At 75.2% G+C, this 14,506-nt stretch carries 15 protein-coding genes; 11 read left to right on the plus strand and 4 right to left on the minus strand.

The features are described from left to right. Nucleotides 1–76 precede the first annotated feature (76 nt). The 3 genes from H7K62_RS10555 to H7K62_RS10565 all read right to left on the minus strand — a co-directional run bounded on the left by H7K62_RS10555 (nucleotide 77) and on the right by H7K62_RS10565 (nucleotide 2,937). A complete protein-coding gene (locus H7K62_RS10555) occupies nucleotides 77–1,066 on the minus strand; it encodes a COX15/CtaA family protein (protein WP_186717868.1) in 990 nt (329 codons plus the stop codon). Nucleotides 1,067–1,162: 96 nt separating this feature from the next. Further along, entirely contained in the window at nucleotides 1,163–1,984 is an 822-nt protein-coding gene (locus tag H7K62_RS10560) for an ABC transporter permease (RefSeq protein WP_370591706.1), read from the minus strand. Next, nucleotides 1,981–2,937, minus strand: a complete 957-nt coding sequence (locus tag H7K62_RS10565) for an ABC transporter ATP-binding protein (RefSeq protein ID WP_186717869.1) — start codon at nucleotides 2,935–2,937, stop codon at nucleotides 1,981–1,983. Before H7K62_RS10565 ends, H7K62_RS10560 begins: the two co-directional genes overlap by 4 nt. Nucleotides 2,938–3,117: 180 nt before the next feature. On the opposite strand from H7K62_RS10565, the gene H7K62_RS10570 reads away from it, so the two are divergent. The 8 genes from H7K62_RS10570 to H7K62_RS10605 all read left to right on the plus strand — a co-directional run bounded on the left by H7K62_RS10570 (nucleotide 3,118) and on the right by H7K62_RS10605 (nucleotide 9,634). Next, a complete protein-coding gene (locus H7K62_RS10570) occupies nucleotides 3,118–3,987 on the plus strand; it encodes a helix-turn-helix transcriptional regulator (protein ID WP_186717870.1) in 870 nt (289 codons plus the stop codon). Next, entirely contained in the window at nucleotides 3,984–5,426 is a 1,443-nt protein-coding gene (gene sufB, locus H7K62_RS10575) for a Fe-S cluster assembly protein SufB (protein ID WP_186717871.1), read from the plus strand. Before H7K62_RS10570 ends, sufB begins: the two co-directional genes overlap by 4 nt. Before the next feature lie 2 nt (nucleotides 5,427–5,428). Further along, a complete protein-coding gene (sufD, locus tag H7K62_RS10580) occupies nucleotides 5,429–6,868 on the plus strand; it encodes a Fe-S cluster assembly protein SufD (protein WP_222437365.1) in 1,440 nt (479 codons plus the stop codon). 41 nt (nucleotides 6,869–6,909) lie between these two features. After that, nucleotides 6,910–7,263 carry a non-heme iron oxygenase ferredoxin subunit gene (locus H7K62_RS10585; RefSeq protein ID WP_186717872.1) on the plus strand — a complete coding sequence of 118 codons (354 nt, stop codon included), beginning with the start codon at nucleotides 6,910–6,912 and terminating at the stop codon, nucleotides 7,261–7,263. A gap of 33 nt (nucleotides 7,264–7,296) precedes the next feature. After that, nucleotides 7,297–8,070, plus strand: a complete 774-nt coding sequence (gene sufC, locus H7K62_RS10590) for a Fe-S cluster assembly ATPase SufC (protein WP_186717873.1) — start codon at nucleotides 7,297–7,299, stop codon at nucleotides 8,068–8,070. Further along, the gene (locus tag H7K62_RS10595) at nucleotides 8,070–8,384 is read left to right on the plus strand and encodes a metal-sulfur cluster assembly factor (RefSeq protein ID WP_109775562.1); all 315 of its coding nucleotides are present in this window, start codon (nucleotides 8,070–8,072) and stop codon (nucleotides 8,382–8,384) included. Before sufC ends, H7K62_RS10595 begins: the two co-directional genes overlap by 1 nt. Nucleotides 8,385–8,493: 109 nt before the next feature. Further along, a complete protein-coding gene (locus H7K62_RS10600) occupies nucleotides 8,494–9,177 on the plus strand; it encodes an acVLRF1 family peptidyl-tRNA hydrolase (protein WP_186717874.1) in 684 nt (227 codons plus the stop codon). Between the two features lie 85 nt (nucleotides 9,178–9,262). Then, nucleotides 9,263–9,634, plus strand: coding sequence for a hypothetical protein (locus H7K62_RS10605; RefSeq protein ID WP_186717875.1), 372 nt, complete (start codon nucleotides 9,263–9,265; stop codon nucleotides 9,632–9,634). Between the two features lie 129 nt (nucleotides 9,635–9,763). Here H7K62_RS10605 and H7K62_RS10610 read toward each other — a convergent pair whose 3' ends face one another. After that, nucleotides 9,764–10,381 carry a biotin transporter BioY gene (locus tag H7K62_RS10610; protein ID WP_186717876.1) on the minus strand — a complete coding sequence of 206 codons (618 nt, stop codon included), beginning with the start codon at nucleotides 10,379–10,381 and terminating at the stop codon, nucleotides 9,764–9,766. Nucleotides 10,382–10,450: 69 nt separating this feature from the next. Between H7K62_RS10610 and H7K62_RS10615 the strand changes: the two genes are divergently transcribed. The 3 genes from H7K62_RS10615 to H7K62_RS10625 all read left to right on the plus strand — a co-directional run bounded on the left by H7K62_RS10615 (nucleotide 10,451) and on the right by H7K62_RS10625 (nucleotide 14,503). Beyond that, nucleotides 10,451–12,049 (plus strand): ABC-F family ATP-binding cassette domain-containing protein, encoded by a 1,599-nt coding sequence (locus H7K62_RS10615; RefSeq protein ID WP_186717877.1) that lies wholly within the window; start codon nucleotides 10,451–10,453, stop codon nucleotides 12,047–12,049. 238 nt (nucleotides 12,050–12,287) lie between these two features. Beyond that, the gene (locus tag H7K62_RS10620) at nucleotides 12,288–12,512 is read left to right on the plus strand and encodes a helix-turn-helix domain-containing protein (protein WP_211319646.1); all 225 of its coding nucleotides are present in this window, start codon (nucleotides 12,288–12,290) and stop codon (nucleotides 12,510–12,512) included. Nucleotides 12,513–12,628: 116 nt separating this feature from the next. After that, nucleotides 12,629–14,503: an ABC transporter ATP-binding protein gene (locus H7K62_RS10625; protein WP_186717878.1), complete on the plus strand. Its 1,875-nt coding sequence runs from the start codon at nucleotides 12,629–12,631 to the stop codon at nucleotides 14,501–14,503. The last annotated feature ends 3 nt before the right edge of the window (nucleotides 14,504–14,506 follow it).

The raw sequence follows: 14,506 nt of genomic DNA on the forward strand, positions 1-14,506 counted from the left end.
CGGACGGACCGGGGTGGCCCTGGTCCACTCCGACGGGACCAGGGCCACCCCGAGCCAGCGAGGACGGGGGGCAGCGTCAGGCGGCGCGGGCGGGGGTGGCCGCGGCGGCGCCGGTGCGCTCGCGCAGGGACGTCCACAGCGCGGTCACCGCCACCACCAGCAGGCAGGCGCCCAGCATGTGCAGCGCCACCAGCCCCACGGGGAGGGCGGTCGCGTACTGGACGTACCCGATCGCGCCCTGCAGCACCACCACGCCCAGCACCCACCAGCCGCGGCGCCGCGCCACCGCCGGTGACGGGGAGGTGTGCAGCGCCACGAGCAGGCCCACCAGCAGGCCGACGAGCAGGAGCACCAGGTCGGCGTGGAGCCAGCTGACGGTGCGCGGGTCGAGGGCGTAGCGGGCGGGCTCGACCGCATCACCGGAGTGCGGGCCGGCGCCGGTGACCACGGTGCCGACGGCGAGCACCGCGGCGCTGACCGCCACCAGGCCCACGGCGAGCATCCTCACGGCGCGGTGCACGAGCAGCCGGGGCGCGCCGTCGCCCTCGAGCGCCCTCAGGAGGAGCAGCGTGGAGGCCGCCACCAGCACCATCGACACGAGGAAGTGCACGGACACGGTGACCGGTGACAGCCGCGTCAGCACCGTGATGCCGCCGATGACGGCCTGGGCGAGCACCCCCACCACCGGGACGACGGCGAGGGCGCGCAGCCGGCGGCGCGGGGCGCCGTCCGGGCCGCGCAGCCGCCACACGGCCACGAGGGCGGCCACGGCCAGCACGAGCACGAGGAACGTCAGGGTGCGGTTGCCGAACTCGATGTACTTGTGGAAGCCCTGGGCCTGGTGGACGGTCGGCACGTACGAGCCGGGCGCGCACTGCGGCCAGGTGGGGCAGCCCAGCCCGGACCCGGTGAGCCGGACGGCTCCGCCGGTGACCACGATGCCCACCTCGGCGACGAGGTTGGCCAGCAGCACCGCCCGGGTGCCGCGGCCCAGGCGGCCGGCGGCCGGGGCCGGGTCCTGCGGCGAGGGCGTCGCGGGTCCGGGGCGGGCCGTGGTGCTGGTCACCCCAGCAGGGTAGGTGCGGTCGCTGACCGCTCCGGCACGTCGAGCGCCCCGGGCGCCTGTCGCGTGCGCCACAGAGCTGACCCGGCGGCTGCCGGGTCAGCTCCAGCGGAAGGTGCGCACCACGAGCGCCCCGGCCACCGCGGCCCACGCCACGAGCACCGCGCACGGCCCGAGCGCCAGCGCCCCGTCGAGCGCGGCCGCGCGCACGGCGTCGCCCAGCGCCGCCGACGGCAGCACCGCCAGCAGCGGCCCCGCTGCTCCAGCGGCCTCGCGCGGCACCAGCAGCCCGACGCCGGCGAGCAGCACCCACACGAGGTTGGCCACGGCGAGCACGGCCTCGGCCCGCAGCGTCCCCGCCAGCAGCAGCGCCAGCGCCGCGAACGCCGCGGTGCCGAGCAGGAGCGCCACCAGCAGCAGCGGCACCGCAGCCGCCCCCGCGGCCAGCGGCTGCCACCCGAGCGCGAGCGCCAGGATGCCGAGCGCCACCACCTGCAGCGCCTCCACCGCGAGCACGGCGAGACCCCGGCCCAGCAGCAGGCCGGACCGGCCCAGGGGCGTGGTGGCCAGCAGGCGCAGCACCCCGTAGCGGCGGTCGAAGCCGAGGGCGATGGCCTGCCCCGTGAAGGCCGTCGACAGCACGGCCAGCCCGAGGACGCCCGGCGCGACGACGTCGATGCGCGCCGAGCCCGCCAGCGACGCCGGGACGACGACGGCCCCGACGGGCGTGCGCGCCAGCACGAGCAGCGCCAGGGCCGGGAGCACCAGGCTCACGAGCAGCTGCTCGCCGTTGCGCAGCAGGACGCCCAGCTCGAAGCGGGCCTGCGCCACGACCCTGCGGGCGGCCGGAGCGGCGCCGCCGCCCGGGGCGAGCACGAGCCCGCCCGCCGTCGTCGTCACCTGGCCCTCCCCGCCGGTCACGCCGCCCACCGCGAGGGCCCGCCGGTCAGCTCGAGCACCACGTCCTCCAGGGACCGGCGGCCCACGGCCAGGCCCTCGGGCAGCACCCCCTGCGCGGCGCACCAGGAGGCGGCGGTGGCCACCACCTGCGGGTCGACGGCGCCCGGCTGCAGCGCGGTCACCTCGTAGCGGCCCGGCTCGGCCTCGTCCGTGGCGACCGTGGTGGGCAGGGCCGCGCGCAGCGCGTCCAGCGGCAGCCCGGCCGGAGCGCCGAAGCGCAGCACCTCAGGTCCGGAGGACGTCAGCTGCGCCACCGTGCCGGTGGCGACCGCGCGGCCCTCGCGGACGACGACGACGGCGTCGGCCAGGCGCTCGGCCTCGGCCATGGAGTGCGTGGTCAGCAGGACCGCCGTGCCGGCGGCGCGCAGCTGCTCCAGCAGGTCCCACACGACGGCGCGGGCGTGCGGGTCCAGCCCGGTGCTCGGCTCGTCGAGGAAGGCCAGCTCGGGGCGGCCGACGACGGCGCACGCCAGGGCCAGGCGCTGCTTCTGCCCCCCCGACAGGCGCCGCACGTTGCTGCGGCCGAACTCGTCGATCCCCAGCAGGCGCGCCAGCGCGGCGACGTCCATCGGCTCGGCGTGCTGGGCGGCGACCAGGCGCAGCACGGACATCGCCGGAGCCCCGCCGGGCATGCCGCCGTCCTGCAGCAGCACGCCGGTGCGGGCGGCGAGGGCGCGGCCGTCGGTGCGCGGGTCGAGCCCGAGCACCTCGAGGGTGCCGCCGTCCGGGCGGCGCAGCCCGGTGCAGCACTCCACCAGGGTGGTCTTGCCGGCGCCGTTGGGCCCGAGGACGGCGGTCACCTCGCCGCGCTGCGCCCGCAGGTCGAGGCCGTCCAGCGCGGTGCGGCGCCCGTAGCGCTTGACCAGGCCGCGCACCACCAGCGCGGCGGCGGCGTCGCCGCGGGGTGGGAGCACGTCCGGGAGTCTAGGTCGGCCCGGGAGCGGTCTCCGCGCTGCGTGATCGTCGCCTGGTCGTCGCCTGGTCGCTGCGTGGTCGCGGCCCGCGGGCGGCCGGCCGGGGGCGTGACGGTGCTCACGGGAGGTCGGGCGCGTCGCGGGGGAAGGGGATTAGGGCACCATGGTGTTGTGCAAAGCATGGCCACCTCCGAGACCCCGGGCGCCGCGCACGCCTCGGCGGCGCCGGAGCTGTCCGCGGCCAGCACCCGGGAGCGCGTCTCGCGCACCGTCCTGGCCCGCGGTCCGGTGACGGCGGCGCAGCTGGCGGCGGACCTGGGCATCACCCCCGCCGCGGTGCGCCGCCACCTCGACGCGCTCGCCGCCGACGGCCTCGTCCGCCAGGCGCCGCTGATCGCCGGTGCCGCCGGGCGCGGTCCCGGCCGCCCCGCCCGCGGCTGGGTGGCCACCCAGGCGGGCCACGCCGCGGCACCCGGCGCCTACGACGACCTCGCCGCCGCCGCGCTCAGCGCGCTCGAGCGCGAGGCCGGCCACGAGGCGCTGGAGCGCTTCGCCCGCCAGCGCGCGGACGAGCTGGAGGCCCGCCACCGCGACAGCGTGGAGGCCGCGGGCCCCGCGCCGGCCGCGCGCGCCGGAGCGCTGGCGCAGGCCCTCTCCGTCGACGGCTACGCTGCGCGGACCGCCGTGCTCGGCAGCCCGCGCACCACCGCAGCGGCGCAGGGACAGGCACCGGTGCCGACCTCGGTGCAGCTGGTCCAGGGCCACTGCCCGGTGCAGGCGGTGGCCGGTCGCCACCCCGAGCTGTGCGAGGCGGAGACGGAGGCCTTCGCCCGGCTCATCGGCGCCCCGGTGCGCCGCCTGGCCACCCTCGCGGCCGGGCACCACGCGTGCACCACGCACGTGACGACCACTCCGAGCAGCCCGACCAGCCCGAGCAGCCCGACCACCCGCACCAGCCAGGACGACCGGACCAGCCAGGCCCCACAGACCAGCCAGACCAGCCAGCAGACCCCGCAGACGTCGCACCCCACCCAGGGACGGAGCGCATGAGCACAGACACCAGCCCCGAGCTCAACGACATCGAGGCCCGCAACCCCGAGCTCGCCGGTCTCGGCACCTACCAGTACGGGTGGGCCGACCCCGACGCCGCCGGCGCCTCGGCGCGCCGCGGGCTGTCCGAGGACGTCGTGCGCGACATCTCGGGCCGCAAGGACGAGCCCGAGTGGATGCTCCGCACCCGCCTCAAGGCGCTGAAGATGTTCGGCCGCAAGCCGATGCCGGACTGGGGCAGCGACCTGTCCGAGATCGACTTCGACAACATCAAGTACTTCGTGAAGTCCACGGAGAAGCAGGCGGCCAGCTGGGACGACCTGCCCGCGGACATCAAGAGCACCTACGACCGCCTGGGCATCCCGGAGGCGGAGAAGCAGCGCCTCGTGGCCGGCGTCGCCGCGCAGTACGAGTCCGAGGTGGTCTACCACCAGATCAACGAGGAGCTCGAGCGCCAGGGCGTCATCTTCCTGGACACCGACACCGGCCTGCGCGAGCACCCGGAGCTGTTCCAGGAGTACTTCGGCTCCGTGATCCCCCCGGGCGACAACAAGTTCGCCGCCCTCAACACGGCCGTGTGGTCGGGCGGGTCCTTCATCTACGTGCCGCCGGGCGTCCACGTGGAGATCCCGCTGCAGGCCTACTTCCGGATCAACACCGAGAACATGGGCCAGTTCGAGCGCACGCTGATCATCGCCGACGAGGGCTCGTACGTGCACTACGTCGAGGGCTGCACCGCGCCGATCTACAAGTCCGACTCGCTGCACTCCGCGGTGGTCGAGATCGTCGTGAAGAAGAACGCCCGCGTGCGCTACACGACCATCCAGAACTGGTCGAACAACGTCTACAACCTCGTCACCAAGCGGGCGACCGCCGCCGAGGGCGCCACCATGGAGTGGATCGACGGCAACATCGGCTCCAAGGTGACGATGAAGTACCCGGCGATCTTCCTCATGGGTGAGCACGCCAAGGGCGAGACGCTGTCCATCGCCTTCGCCGGCGAGGGCCAGCACCAGGACGCCGGCGCCAAGATGGTGCACGCGGCGCCGCACACGTCCAGCTCGATCATCTCCAAGTCGGTGGCCCGCGGCGGCGGCCGCAGCTCCTACCGGGGTCTGGTGCAGGTGCTCGAGGGCGCCGGGCACTCGGCCTCGACGGTGCGCTGCGACGCGCTGCTGGTGGACTCCATCAGCCGCTCGGACACCTACCCCTACGTCGACGTCCGCGAGGACGACGTGTCCATGGGCCACGAGGCGACCGTCTCCAAGGTCTCCGAGGACCAGCTCTTCTACCTCATGAGCCGCGGCATGGCCGAGGACGAGGCGATGGCGATGATCGTGCGCGGCTTCATCGAGCCGATCGCCCGCGAGCTGCCCATGGAGTACGCCCTCGAGCTCAACCGGCTCATCGAGCTGCAGATGGAAGGAGCGGTCGGCTGAGCATGGCTGACACGTCCAACAGCACCGCCAGCGCCACCGGCACCACCAGCGGTGGCGTCCAGACCGACGGCGCCCTCGGGCTCGGCGGCCTGGACGCCGGCCGCGAGGACCTCGCCCTGGACCTCCCCGGCGGCGCCCCGGCGGCGCTCACGGCGCCGGACGCCGGCGCGCCCGCCGTCCCCGACGGCGGCTCGCCCGTCGGGTCCGCCCCGGCGCAGCACGGCCTGAACGCCCACAGCCACGGCGCGGGGGTGCCGGCCACCAACCGCGCCGAGCGGCGCACGTCCTTCGACGTCGCTGACTTCCCCGTGCCGAGCGGGCGCGAGGAGGACTGGCGCTTCACCCCCGTGGACCGCGCCCGCGACCTCTTCGAGCCGGCCGGTGCCGGCGCGACCGGCCTGCGCGTGGAGGTCTCCGCCGCGGACGGTGTGACGCACCGCCGCTCCGCCGACGGCGGGGGCGCCGCGGGGAAGGGCTTCGTGCCCGGTGACCGCGCCGCCGCCGTGGCCTGGGCGGACGCCGCCTCGGCCGGCGCCGTCGACGTCGTCGAGATCGCCCCCGAGGCGGACCTCGCCGAGCCCGTGCTCGTGCGCGTCGCCAGCGACGCCCCCCGCTCCGCCGGCCACCTCGTGGTGCGGGCCGGTGCCTACAGCCGCGCCACCGTGGTGCTGGACCACGCCGGCTCGGGCCACGTGGGCAGCGGCGTGGAGGTCGTGGTCGGCGAGGGCGCGCACCTCGTGCTGGTCAGCGTGCACCAGTGGCAGGACGACGCCGTGCACCTCGCGCAGCACGACCTGCTCGTGGGCCGTGACGCGACCGTCAAGCACGTCGTCGTGACCCTGGGCGGGTCGCTGGTGCGGGTCGGCTCGACCGTCCGGTACGACGGCCCCGGGGGTGACGCGACGCTGCTGGGCGTCTACTTCTCCGACGCGGGCCAGCACCTGGAGCACCGCTCCTTCGTGGACCACGAGGCGGCCAACTGCCGCTCCAACGTCACGTACAAGGGCGCGCTGCAGGGCGAGACCGCGCGTGCGGTCTGGGTCGGGGACGTGCTCATCCGCGCGAGCGCGCTGGGCACCGACACCTACGAGCTGAACCGCAACCTCGTGCTCACCGACGGCGCCCGCGCCGACTCGGTCCCCAACCTGGAGATCGAGACCGGCGAGATCGTCGGGGCCGGCCACGCCAGCGCCACCGGCCGCTTCGACGACGAGCAGCTCTTCTACCTGAGCAGCCGCGGCATCCCGGAGGACCAGGCCCGCCGCATGGTGGTCCGCGCCTTCTTCGCCGACGTGCTCCAGCAGATCGGGGTCCGCTCGGTCACCGACCAGCTCATGGCGGCCATCGAGGCCGAGCTCGAGCTGGCCGAGGGCTCCGGCTCCTCCGAGGTCCCGGCGGTCGCCGACGGCGTCGAGGCGGAGCTCGCGGGCGCTCGCCCGTGAGCTCGAGGTGAGCGGCCGGTGAGCAAGCCGATGAGCAGTCGATGAGCATGGTGCGCGTGTGCTCGGTGCACGACGTCCCCGACCCGGGGGCGCTGCGCGTCGAGGTGCCGACCCCGTCGGGGGCGGTGGCCGTGGCCGTCGTCCGCGACGACGACGGCCAGCTCCACGCGATCTCGGACACGTGCAGCCACCAGGCGGTCTCCCTGTCCGAGGGGGACGTCGAGGGCTGCCGGATCGAGTGCTGGCTGCACGGCTCGGCGTTCGACCTGCGCACCGGCCGCCCGAGCGCCCTGCCGGCCGTCCACCCCGTCCCCGTGTACGCGCTGTCCCTCGACGGTGACGACGTGCTCGTGGACGCGACCACCGACATCGGCGCCTCCGCAGAGCTGCGCTGACGAAGACCTGACTGAAGACCTGAGGAGCACCGCATGGCCACCCTGGAGATCCGCGACCTCCACGTCTCCGTGGAGACCCCCGACGCCGGCGCCAAGCAGATCCTGCGCGGCGTCGACCTGACCGTCCGCGCGGGCGAGACCCACGCGATCATGGGCCCCAACGGGTCCGGCAAGTCGACCCTGGCGTACTCGATCGCCGGGCACCCTCGCTACACCGTCACGGGCGGCTCGGTCACCCTGGACGGCGAGGACGTGCTGGCCATGAGCGTGGACGAGCGCGCTCGCGCCGGCCTGTTCCTGGCGATGCAGTACCCCGTCGAGGTGCCGGGCGTGACGGTGTCGAACTTCCTGCGCACCGCCAAGACCGCCGTGTCCGGCGAGGCGCCGTCCCTGCGCCACTGGACCAAGGACGTCAAGAGCGCCATGGACGCGCTGCGCATGGACCCGGCGTTCGCCGAGCGCAACGTCAACGAGGGCTTCTCCGGCGGTGAGAAGAAGCGCCACGAGATCCTGCAGATGGAGCTCCTCAAGCCCAAGGTCGCCGTCCTGGACGAGACCGACTCCGGGCTGGACGTCGACGCGCTGCGCATCGTGTCCGAGGGCGTCAACCGGGTCGGCGCCACCGGCGAGACCGGGCTGCTGCTCATCACGCACTACACGCGCATCCTGCGGTACGTGAAGCCCGACTTCGTCCACGTCTTCGTGGCCGGCCGCGTGGCCGAGGAGGGTGGCCCCGAGCTCGCCGACGACCTCGAGGAGAACGGCTACGACCGCTTCCTCGACTCCTCCGCGCCGGTGACCGCCTGATGTCCGACGTCGACGTCGCCGACGTCGAGGAGGCCCTCAAGGACGTCGTCGACCCCGAGCTGGGCATCAACGTGGTCGACCTCGGCCTCGTCTACGGCCTGACCGTGGAGGAGCCGCGCACCGCGGTCATCGACATGACCCTGACGTCGGCGGCGTGTCCGCTGACCGAGGAGATCGAGGCGCAGGTGGCCGACGTGCTCTCCGGCGTCGTCGACGACCACCGCATCAACTGGGTGTGGATGCCGCCGTGGGACATGCAGAAGATCACCCCGGACGGTCGCGACCAGCTCCGGGCGCTCGGCTTCAACGTCTGAGCCGCTCCGCGAGCGGTCGCACCGGCGTGCAGGACCCCGTCTCGAGGCCGCCCGAGGGCCTCGCGGCGGGGTCCTGCACGCCGGCAGCACCACGAGCGGCGGGGGTGGCGTGAGCAGCCGGCTCGTGGAGGTGGCCCCGGAGCGCCTGACCGGCTGGGTCGAGCGCTTCGTCGCCTCCCACGGTCCGGTGGACCTCGCGGAGGCGCCGGAGCGGTTGCTGCTGCGCGCCCCGGACGGCGAGGCCGCCGACCTCGAGGTGCCGTGGCCGCCGCTGCCGGCCCCGCCCGGGCCGTCGTCGTCCGCCGGCGCCGTGCAGGACGACGACGGTGGGCGCGTCGCCGCGCTGGCGGCGCACGCCGCCGCCGACCGGACCGCGCTGCTCGTGCTCGTGCGCCGGGGCGGGTGGGCCGTGGGCCTGGCGCGCGGCGGTGAGCTGCTGGACGGGACCCACGGCACGCGGTACGTGCAGTCGCGCACGGCGGCCGGCGGGTGGAGCCAGCAGCGCTACGCCCGGCGGCGGGCCCACCAGGCGGACGGGCTGGTCGCGGCCGCGCTCGACGGTCTCGGGACGCTGCTGGGGCGCGCCGTCCGGTCACCGGAGGTGGTCGTGCCCGGCGGGGACCGCCAGCTGGTGGCCGCGGTGCTCGACGCGGTCCCCGGACCGCTCGGCCCGCGGCTGGCGGCCCTGCCGAGGGGGCCGCTGCTCGACGTGCCGGACCCCCGACGCGCGGTGCTCGTGGACGCCGCGCAGCGCGCCCGCTGCGTGCGCGTGCGCGTGGACCAGCGGTCGTGACGACCCTCCGGGGTCGTCCGCCGGCCGAGGTCCGGGCGACCGGCCCGGGGAGGCGGGCCGCGCGCGGTCTGGCACCCTAGATCGGGTGATCACCACACCACGCAGCGTGATGACCATCGTCTCCGGAGCGGCCCTCGTGCTCGGTCTCGCCGCCTGCTCCACCGCCGGGGACATCGCCTCAGCAGCGGGGGAGGGCGCCAGCTCCGCGGCGGTCGGCGCAGCCCGCGGCGCGGCGCTGTCGCAGGTGTGCGGCTACGTCTCCGACGGCCAGGTCTCCGACGCCGACCTCCAGCAGATGCGCGCGGCGGTGCGCGCCGCCGAGGCCGCCGGCGTCCAGGGAGACGTCATCACCCAGGCCGACCGCCTCCTCGGCGACGGCGGCCCCGACGAGGGGCAGGTCGCCCAGCTCCAGGCCGCCTGCGCCCAGGCCGGTCAGGCGGACCCGAGCAGCTCCTGAACAGCCGCTGAGCAGCCCCTGAGCGGCGACCTGCCGCGGCCTCGACGGCAGCCCCTCGCCAGCGCGACCAGGCAGAAGACCCGCACCCCGGACCTCCGGGGGCGGGTCTTCCGCCTGGTCGGGACGGGGTCAGCCGCGCAGGCGGGCGGTGAGCCTCCAGGCGCCGGGCAGCGCCACGCCGGCGATGACGGCCTTCACCAGACCGCCCAGGAGGAACGGCGTGAAGCCAGCGGCCACGGCCTCACCGGCGCTCATGCCGGTGGCCAGGCCCAGCCACGGGACGCCGACGGCGAAGACGACCAGCTGACCGGCGGCGAACAGCGGCACGGCGCGCCACCAGCGGCGGTCGGCGCCGTACCGGGCCGCCAGGCCGATGAGGAAGGCCGCGGGCAGGAAGCCGACGATGTAGCCGCCCGTGGCGCCCAGCACCACGTGCAGGCCGCCGGAGGCCTCGGAGTAGAACGGCAGGCCCACCGCGCCGAGCACGGCGTACAGGCCCATCGAGCTGAGGCCGCGCACCGGGCCGAGCGAGGCGGCCACGAGCACCAGCGCGAGCGTCTGGCCGGTGATGGGGACGGGGGTGCCGGGCAGCGGCACCACCACCTGCGCGAGCAGCGCGGTGAGCAGCGCGCCGCCGGTCACGAGCAGGGCGTCGCGCACGCGCGTCGAGGCGCCGACGGCGGGGACGAGGTCTGCCAGCACGGCCCGACGGGGCAGCCGACCAGGGAGGGGAGCGGTGACGGACACGGGAACACCCTGGCAGACGGCGCCGCGCCGCCCAAGGGGGAGCCTCGCGGCGCCTAGAATGGGCAGGACATGATCACAGCGACTGACGTAGAGCTCCGCGCCGGCGCCCGCCTCCTGGTCTCCGGGGCCACCTTCCGCGTCGGTCGCGGTGACAGGGTGGGCCTGGTGGGCCGCAACGGCGCCGGCAAGACCACCCTGACCCGCGTGCTGTCCGGGGAGACCCAGCCGGCCGGCGGCACGGTGACCTCCGACGGGCCCGTGGGCTACCTCCCGCAGGACCCGCGCACCGGCGACCTCGAGCAGTCCGCCATCGCGCGGGTGCTCTCCGCGCGCGACCTGGACTCGGTGGTGGTCAAGATGCGCGCCGCCGAGGCCCAGATGGCCGGGGACGACCCGGTGGCGAGCGCGAAGGCCATGGACCGGTACGCCCGGCTCGAGGCGCGGTTCACCGCCGCCGGCGGCTACGCGGCGGAGGCCGAGGCCCACCGGATCGCCGCCAACCTCAACCTCCCCGAGCGCGTGCTCGCCCAGCCGCTGGGCACGCTGTCCGGCGGCCAGCGCCGCCGCGTGGAGCTGGCGCGCATCCTCTTCTCCGACGCCGAGGTGCTGCTCCTGGACGAGCCCACCAACCACCTCGACGCGGACTCCATCGTCTGGCTGCGCGACCACCTCAGGACGTACTCCGGCGGGCTGGTGGTCATCAGCCACGACGTCGGCCTGCTCGAGGCGGTCTGCACCAAGGTGTTCCACCTCGACGCCAACCGCTCCCAGCTGGACCTGTACAACGTCGGCTGGAAGCTCTACCTCGACCAGCGGCGCATCGACGAGGAGCGGCGCAAGCGGGAGCGCGCCAACGCCGAGAAGAAGGCCGGCACGCTCATGGCCCAGGCCGACAAGATGCGCGCGAAGGCCACCAAGGCCGTCGCGGCGCAGAACATGGCCAAGCGCGCCGAGAAGCTGGTGGCGGGTCTGGAGGACGTGCGCCAGGCCGACCGCGTCGCCAAGCTGCGCTTCCCGTCCCCCGCGGCCTGCGGGCGCACGCCCCTGACCGCGGAGCACCTGTCCAAGTCCTACGGCTCGCTGGAGATCTTCACCGGGGTCGACCTGGCCATCGACAAGGGCAGCAAGGTCGTCGTCCTGGGGCTGAACGGCGCGGGGAAGACCACCCTGCTGCGCCTGCTCGGCGGCGTGGAGACCCCCGACACCGGCGCCGTGGTGCCGGGGCACGGCCTGCGGCTGGGCTACTACGCCCAGGAGCACGAGACCATCGACGTCGACAGGTCCGTGCTCGAGAACATGCGCTCGGCCTCGCCCGACCTGGACGACACCGGCGTGCGCAGCGTGCTGGGCTCCTTCCTCTTCGTCGGGGACGACGTCCACAAGCCGGCCGGGGTGCTCTCCGGCGGGGAGAAGACGCGCCTGGCGCTGGCGATGCTCGTGGTGAGCGCGGCCAACGTGCTGCTGCTCGACGAGCCCACCAACAACCTCGACCCGGCCAGCCGGGAGGAGGTCCTGGACGCCCTGCGGCGCTACGAGGGCGCGGTGGTGCTGGTCACCCACGACGAGGGCGCGGTGCACGCCCTGGAGCCCGAACGGGTGGTGCTCCTCCCCGACGGCCAGGAGGACCTGTGGAGCCCCGAGTACGCCGAGCTGGTCTCCCTCGCCTGACCGGCGGCTGACCGGCGGCTGACCAGCGGCTGAACGCCCGGAACGGGACCAAGGTCCCGTTCCGGCGCGCCGCCCCCCGGGGGATCATCGGAGGCGAGAAGATCGGTGCCGGTGGCACCGGGTGTGACGAGGTCGCACCATGGAGGGCACCATGGTCGTTCCGGACACCGTCGAAGCACTGCGGTGGATGGGCGCGGCCAGCAGGGGACTGGTCGAGGACGACTCAGGAGGACGACACGTGAGTGACAACCCAGTGATCAAGAAGGGTGCTCGCATCACCGGAGGTGAGCGCACCACGCTCGCCGACGACCTGAAGGCGAAGTACGCCCAGGGCGCGAGCATCCGCGCCCTGGCTGCGGAGACGGGCCGTTCCTACGGCTTCGTGCACCGCATCCTCACCGAGAGCGACGTCTCCCTCCGCAGCCGCGGTGGGGCGACGCGGGGCTCCCGCAAGGCGAGCTGAGCCGTCACCGGAGGCGGGTCCGCTCGAACAGCGTGGCGGCCCGCGTCCGGCACAGCGCCGGGACCTCCTGAGGGGGGCGGGAAGTCCTGGCGCGTCGCGGTGGTTGACCTCCAGCGATGAGCAGCACCAGCGGCTGGGCCGCCATGCGGTCCTTCAGCCGCGACGGGTCGGTGCGCGAGCACCGCCTCGCACCGGGCACGCTGCGTCGCGTCGCGGCCCTCGCCCGGCCCCACCGGCGGCCCCTGGCCGTCTTCACAGCCCTCGTGGTCCTGGACGGCGCTCTCGTCGCCGTCCCTCCGCTCCTGCTGCGCCACCTCATCGACGACGGCGTGAACACCGGCGACCGCTCCGTCGTCGTCGTCCTGGCCCTCCTCGTGGCCGGTGTGGCGCTGGCCGAGGCCGGGCTGTCGCTGGTGCAGCGGTGGCTGTCGGCCCGCATCGGCGAGGGCCTCATCTACGAGCTGCGCAGCGCCGTCTTCGAGCACGTCCAGCGCCAGTCCATCGGCTTCTTCACCCGCAGCCAGACCGGCGCGCTGGTCTCGCGCCTCAACAGCGACGTGGTGGGCGCGCAGCAGGCCTTCACCTCCACCGCCTCCGGCGTGCTGTCCAACGCCGTGACGCTGGTGTCGGTGCTGGCGGTGATGCTGGTGCTCAGCTGGCAGATCACCCTGCTGGCGCTCGTGGTGGTGCCCGCGTTCCTGCTGCCGGCGCGCCGGGTGGGCCGCCGCCTGGCCGGCCTGCGGCGCGAGGCGATGCAGCGCAACGCCGACCTCGGCGAGCGGATGACGGAGCGCTTCGGCGTGGCCGGCGCGCTGCTGGTCAAGACCTACGGCGACGACGGCGCCGAGTCCGCCGAGTTCCGCGCCAAGGCGGCCGCCGTCCGCGACGTGGGCGTGCGCACCGCGCTGAGCAGCCGCGTCTTCTTCGCCGGGCTCACGGCCCTGGCAGCGCTGGCGACGGCGATGGTCTACGGCGTGGGCGGGTGGCTGGCCATCAGCGGCACCGTCACCACCGGCTCGCTCGTGGCGCTGGCGGCCCTGCTGGCGCGCCTGTACGGGCCCATCACGGGCCTCGCGAACGTGCAGGTGGACGTGATGACGGCGCTGGTCTCCTTCGAGCGCGTCTTCGAGGTGCTCGACCTGGCCCCCGCGGTGCGCGACCCCGCCCACCCGCGCCCGCTGCCGGACGGCCCGCTCGACGTGGAGCTCGACGACGTCGTCTTCACCTACCCGGCCGTCTCGACGCTGGCCTCGCTGCAGGCCGGTCCGTCCGCCGCGCAGGACGACGACGGCGACCGTCCCGTGGTGCGCGGCGTGAGCCTGCGCGCCCGCGCCGGAGAGGTGGTGGCGCTGGTGGGCCGCAGCGGCGCGGGCAAGACCACGCTGGCCTCGCTCGTGGCCCGCCTGCACGACGTCGACTCCGGCGCCGTCCGCGTCGGCGGCGTCGACGTGCGCGAGACCTCCCAGGCCGAGCTGCGCCGCCGCGTGGGCGTGGTCAGCCAGGACGCGCACCTGTTCCACGACACGGTGCGCGCCAACCTCCTCTACGCCCGCGCCGACGCCACCGAGGCCGACCTGTGGGCGGCGCTGGCCGCCGCCCGCGCCGACGGCGTGGTCCGGGCCCTGCCGCAGGGCCTGGACACCGTGGTGGGCGAGCGCGGGCACCGGCTCTCCGGCGGGGAGAAGCAGCGCGTGGCGCTGGCCCGGCTGCTGCTGCGCGCGCCCAGCGTGGTGGTCCTCGACGAGGCCACCGCCCACCTCGACAGCGAGTCCGAGCGGGCCGTCCAGGAGGCCCTCGACGCGGCGCTGGTGGGCCGCACGAGCATCGTCATCGCCCACCGGCTCTCCACCGTGCGCTCGGCGGACCTCATCTGCGTGGTCGACGCCGGTCGCGTGGTCGAGCGCGGCCGGCACGCCGACCTCGTCGCCCGCGGTGGCCTCTACGCCGAGCTGCACCGCACCCAGTTCACCGACGACCCGCTGGCCGCCTGAGCC

Origin of the sequence: Quadrisphaera sp. RL12-1S, from assembly GCF_014270065.1 — a bacterium.
Taxonomy (GTDB): domain Bacteria; phylum Actinomycetota; class Actinomycetes; order Actinomycetales; family Quadrisphaeraceae; genus Quadrisphaera.

What these genes read in the sequence shown, in the direction of transcription:
- sufC (WP_186717873.1), top strand. Translation starts at nt 7,297, where the DNA reads ATGGCCACCCTGGAGATCCGCGACCTCCACGTCTCCGTGGAGACCCCC.
- H7K62_RS10595 (WP_109775562.1), top strand. Translation starts at nt 8,070, where the DNA reads ATGTCCGACGTCGACGTCGCCGACGTCGAGGAGGCCCTCAAGGACGTC.
- H7K62_RS10625 (WP_186717878.1), top strand. Translation starts at nt 12,629, where the DNA reads ATGAGCAGCACCAGCGGCTGGGCCGCCATGCGGTCCTTCAGCCGCGAC.
- sufD (WP_222437365.1), top strand. Translation starts at nt 5,429, where the DNA reads ATGGCTGACACGTCCAACAGCACCGCCAGCGCCACCGGCACCACCAGC.
- H7K62_RS10570 (WP_186717870.1), top strand. Translation starts at nt 3,118, where the DNA reads ATGGCCACCTCCGAGACCCCGGGCGCCGCGCACGCCTCGGCGGCGCCG.
- sufB (WP_186717871.1), top strand. Translation starts at nt 3,984, where the DNA reads ATGAGCACAGACACCAGCCCCGAGCTCAACGACATCGAGGCCCGCAAC.
- H7K62_RS10615 (WP_186717877.1), top strand. Translation starts at nt 10,451, where the DNA reads ATGATCACAGCGACTGACGTAGAGCTCCGCGCCGGCGCCCGCCTCCTG.
- H7K62_RS10585 (WP_186717872.1), top strand. Translation starts at nt 6,910, where the DNA reads ATGAGCATGGTGCGCGTGTGCTCGGTGCACGACGTCCCCGACCCGGGG.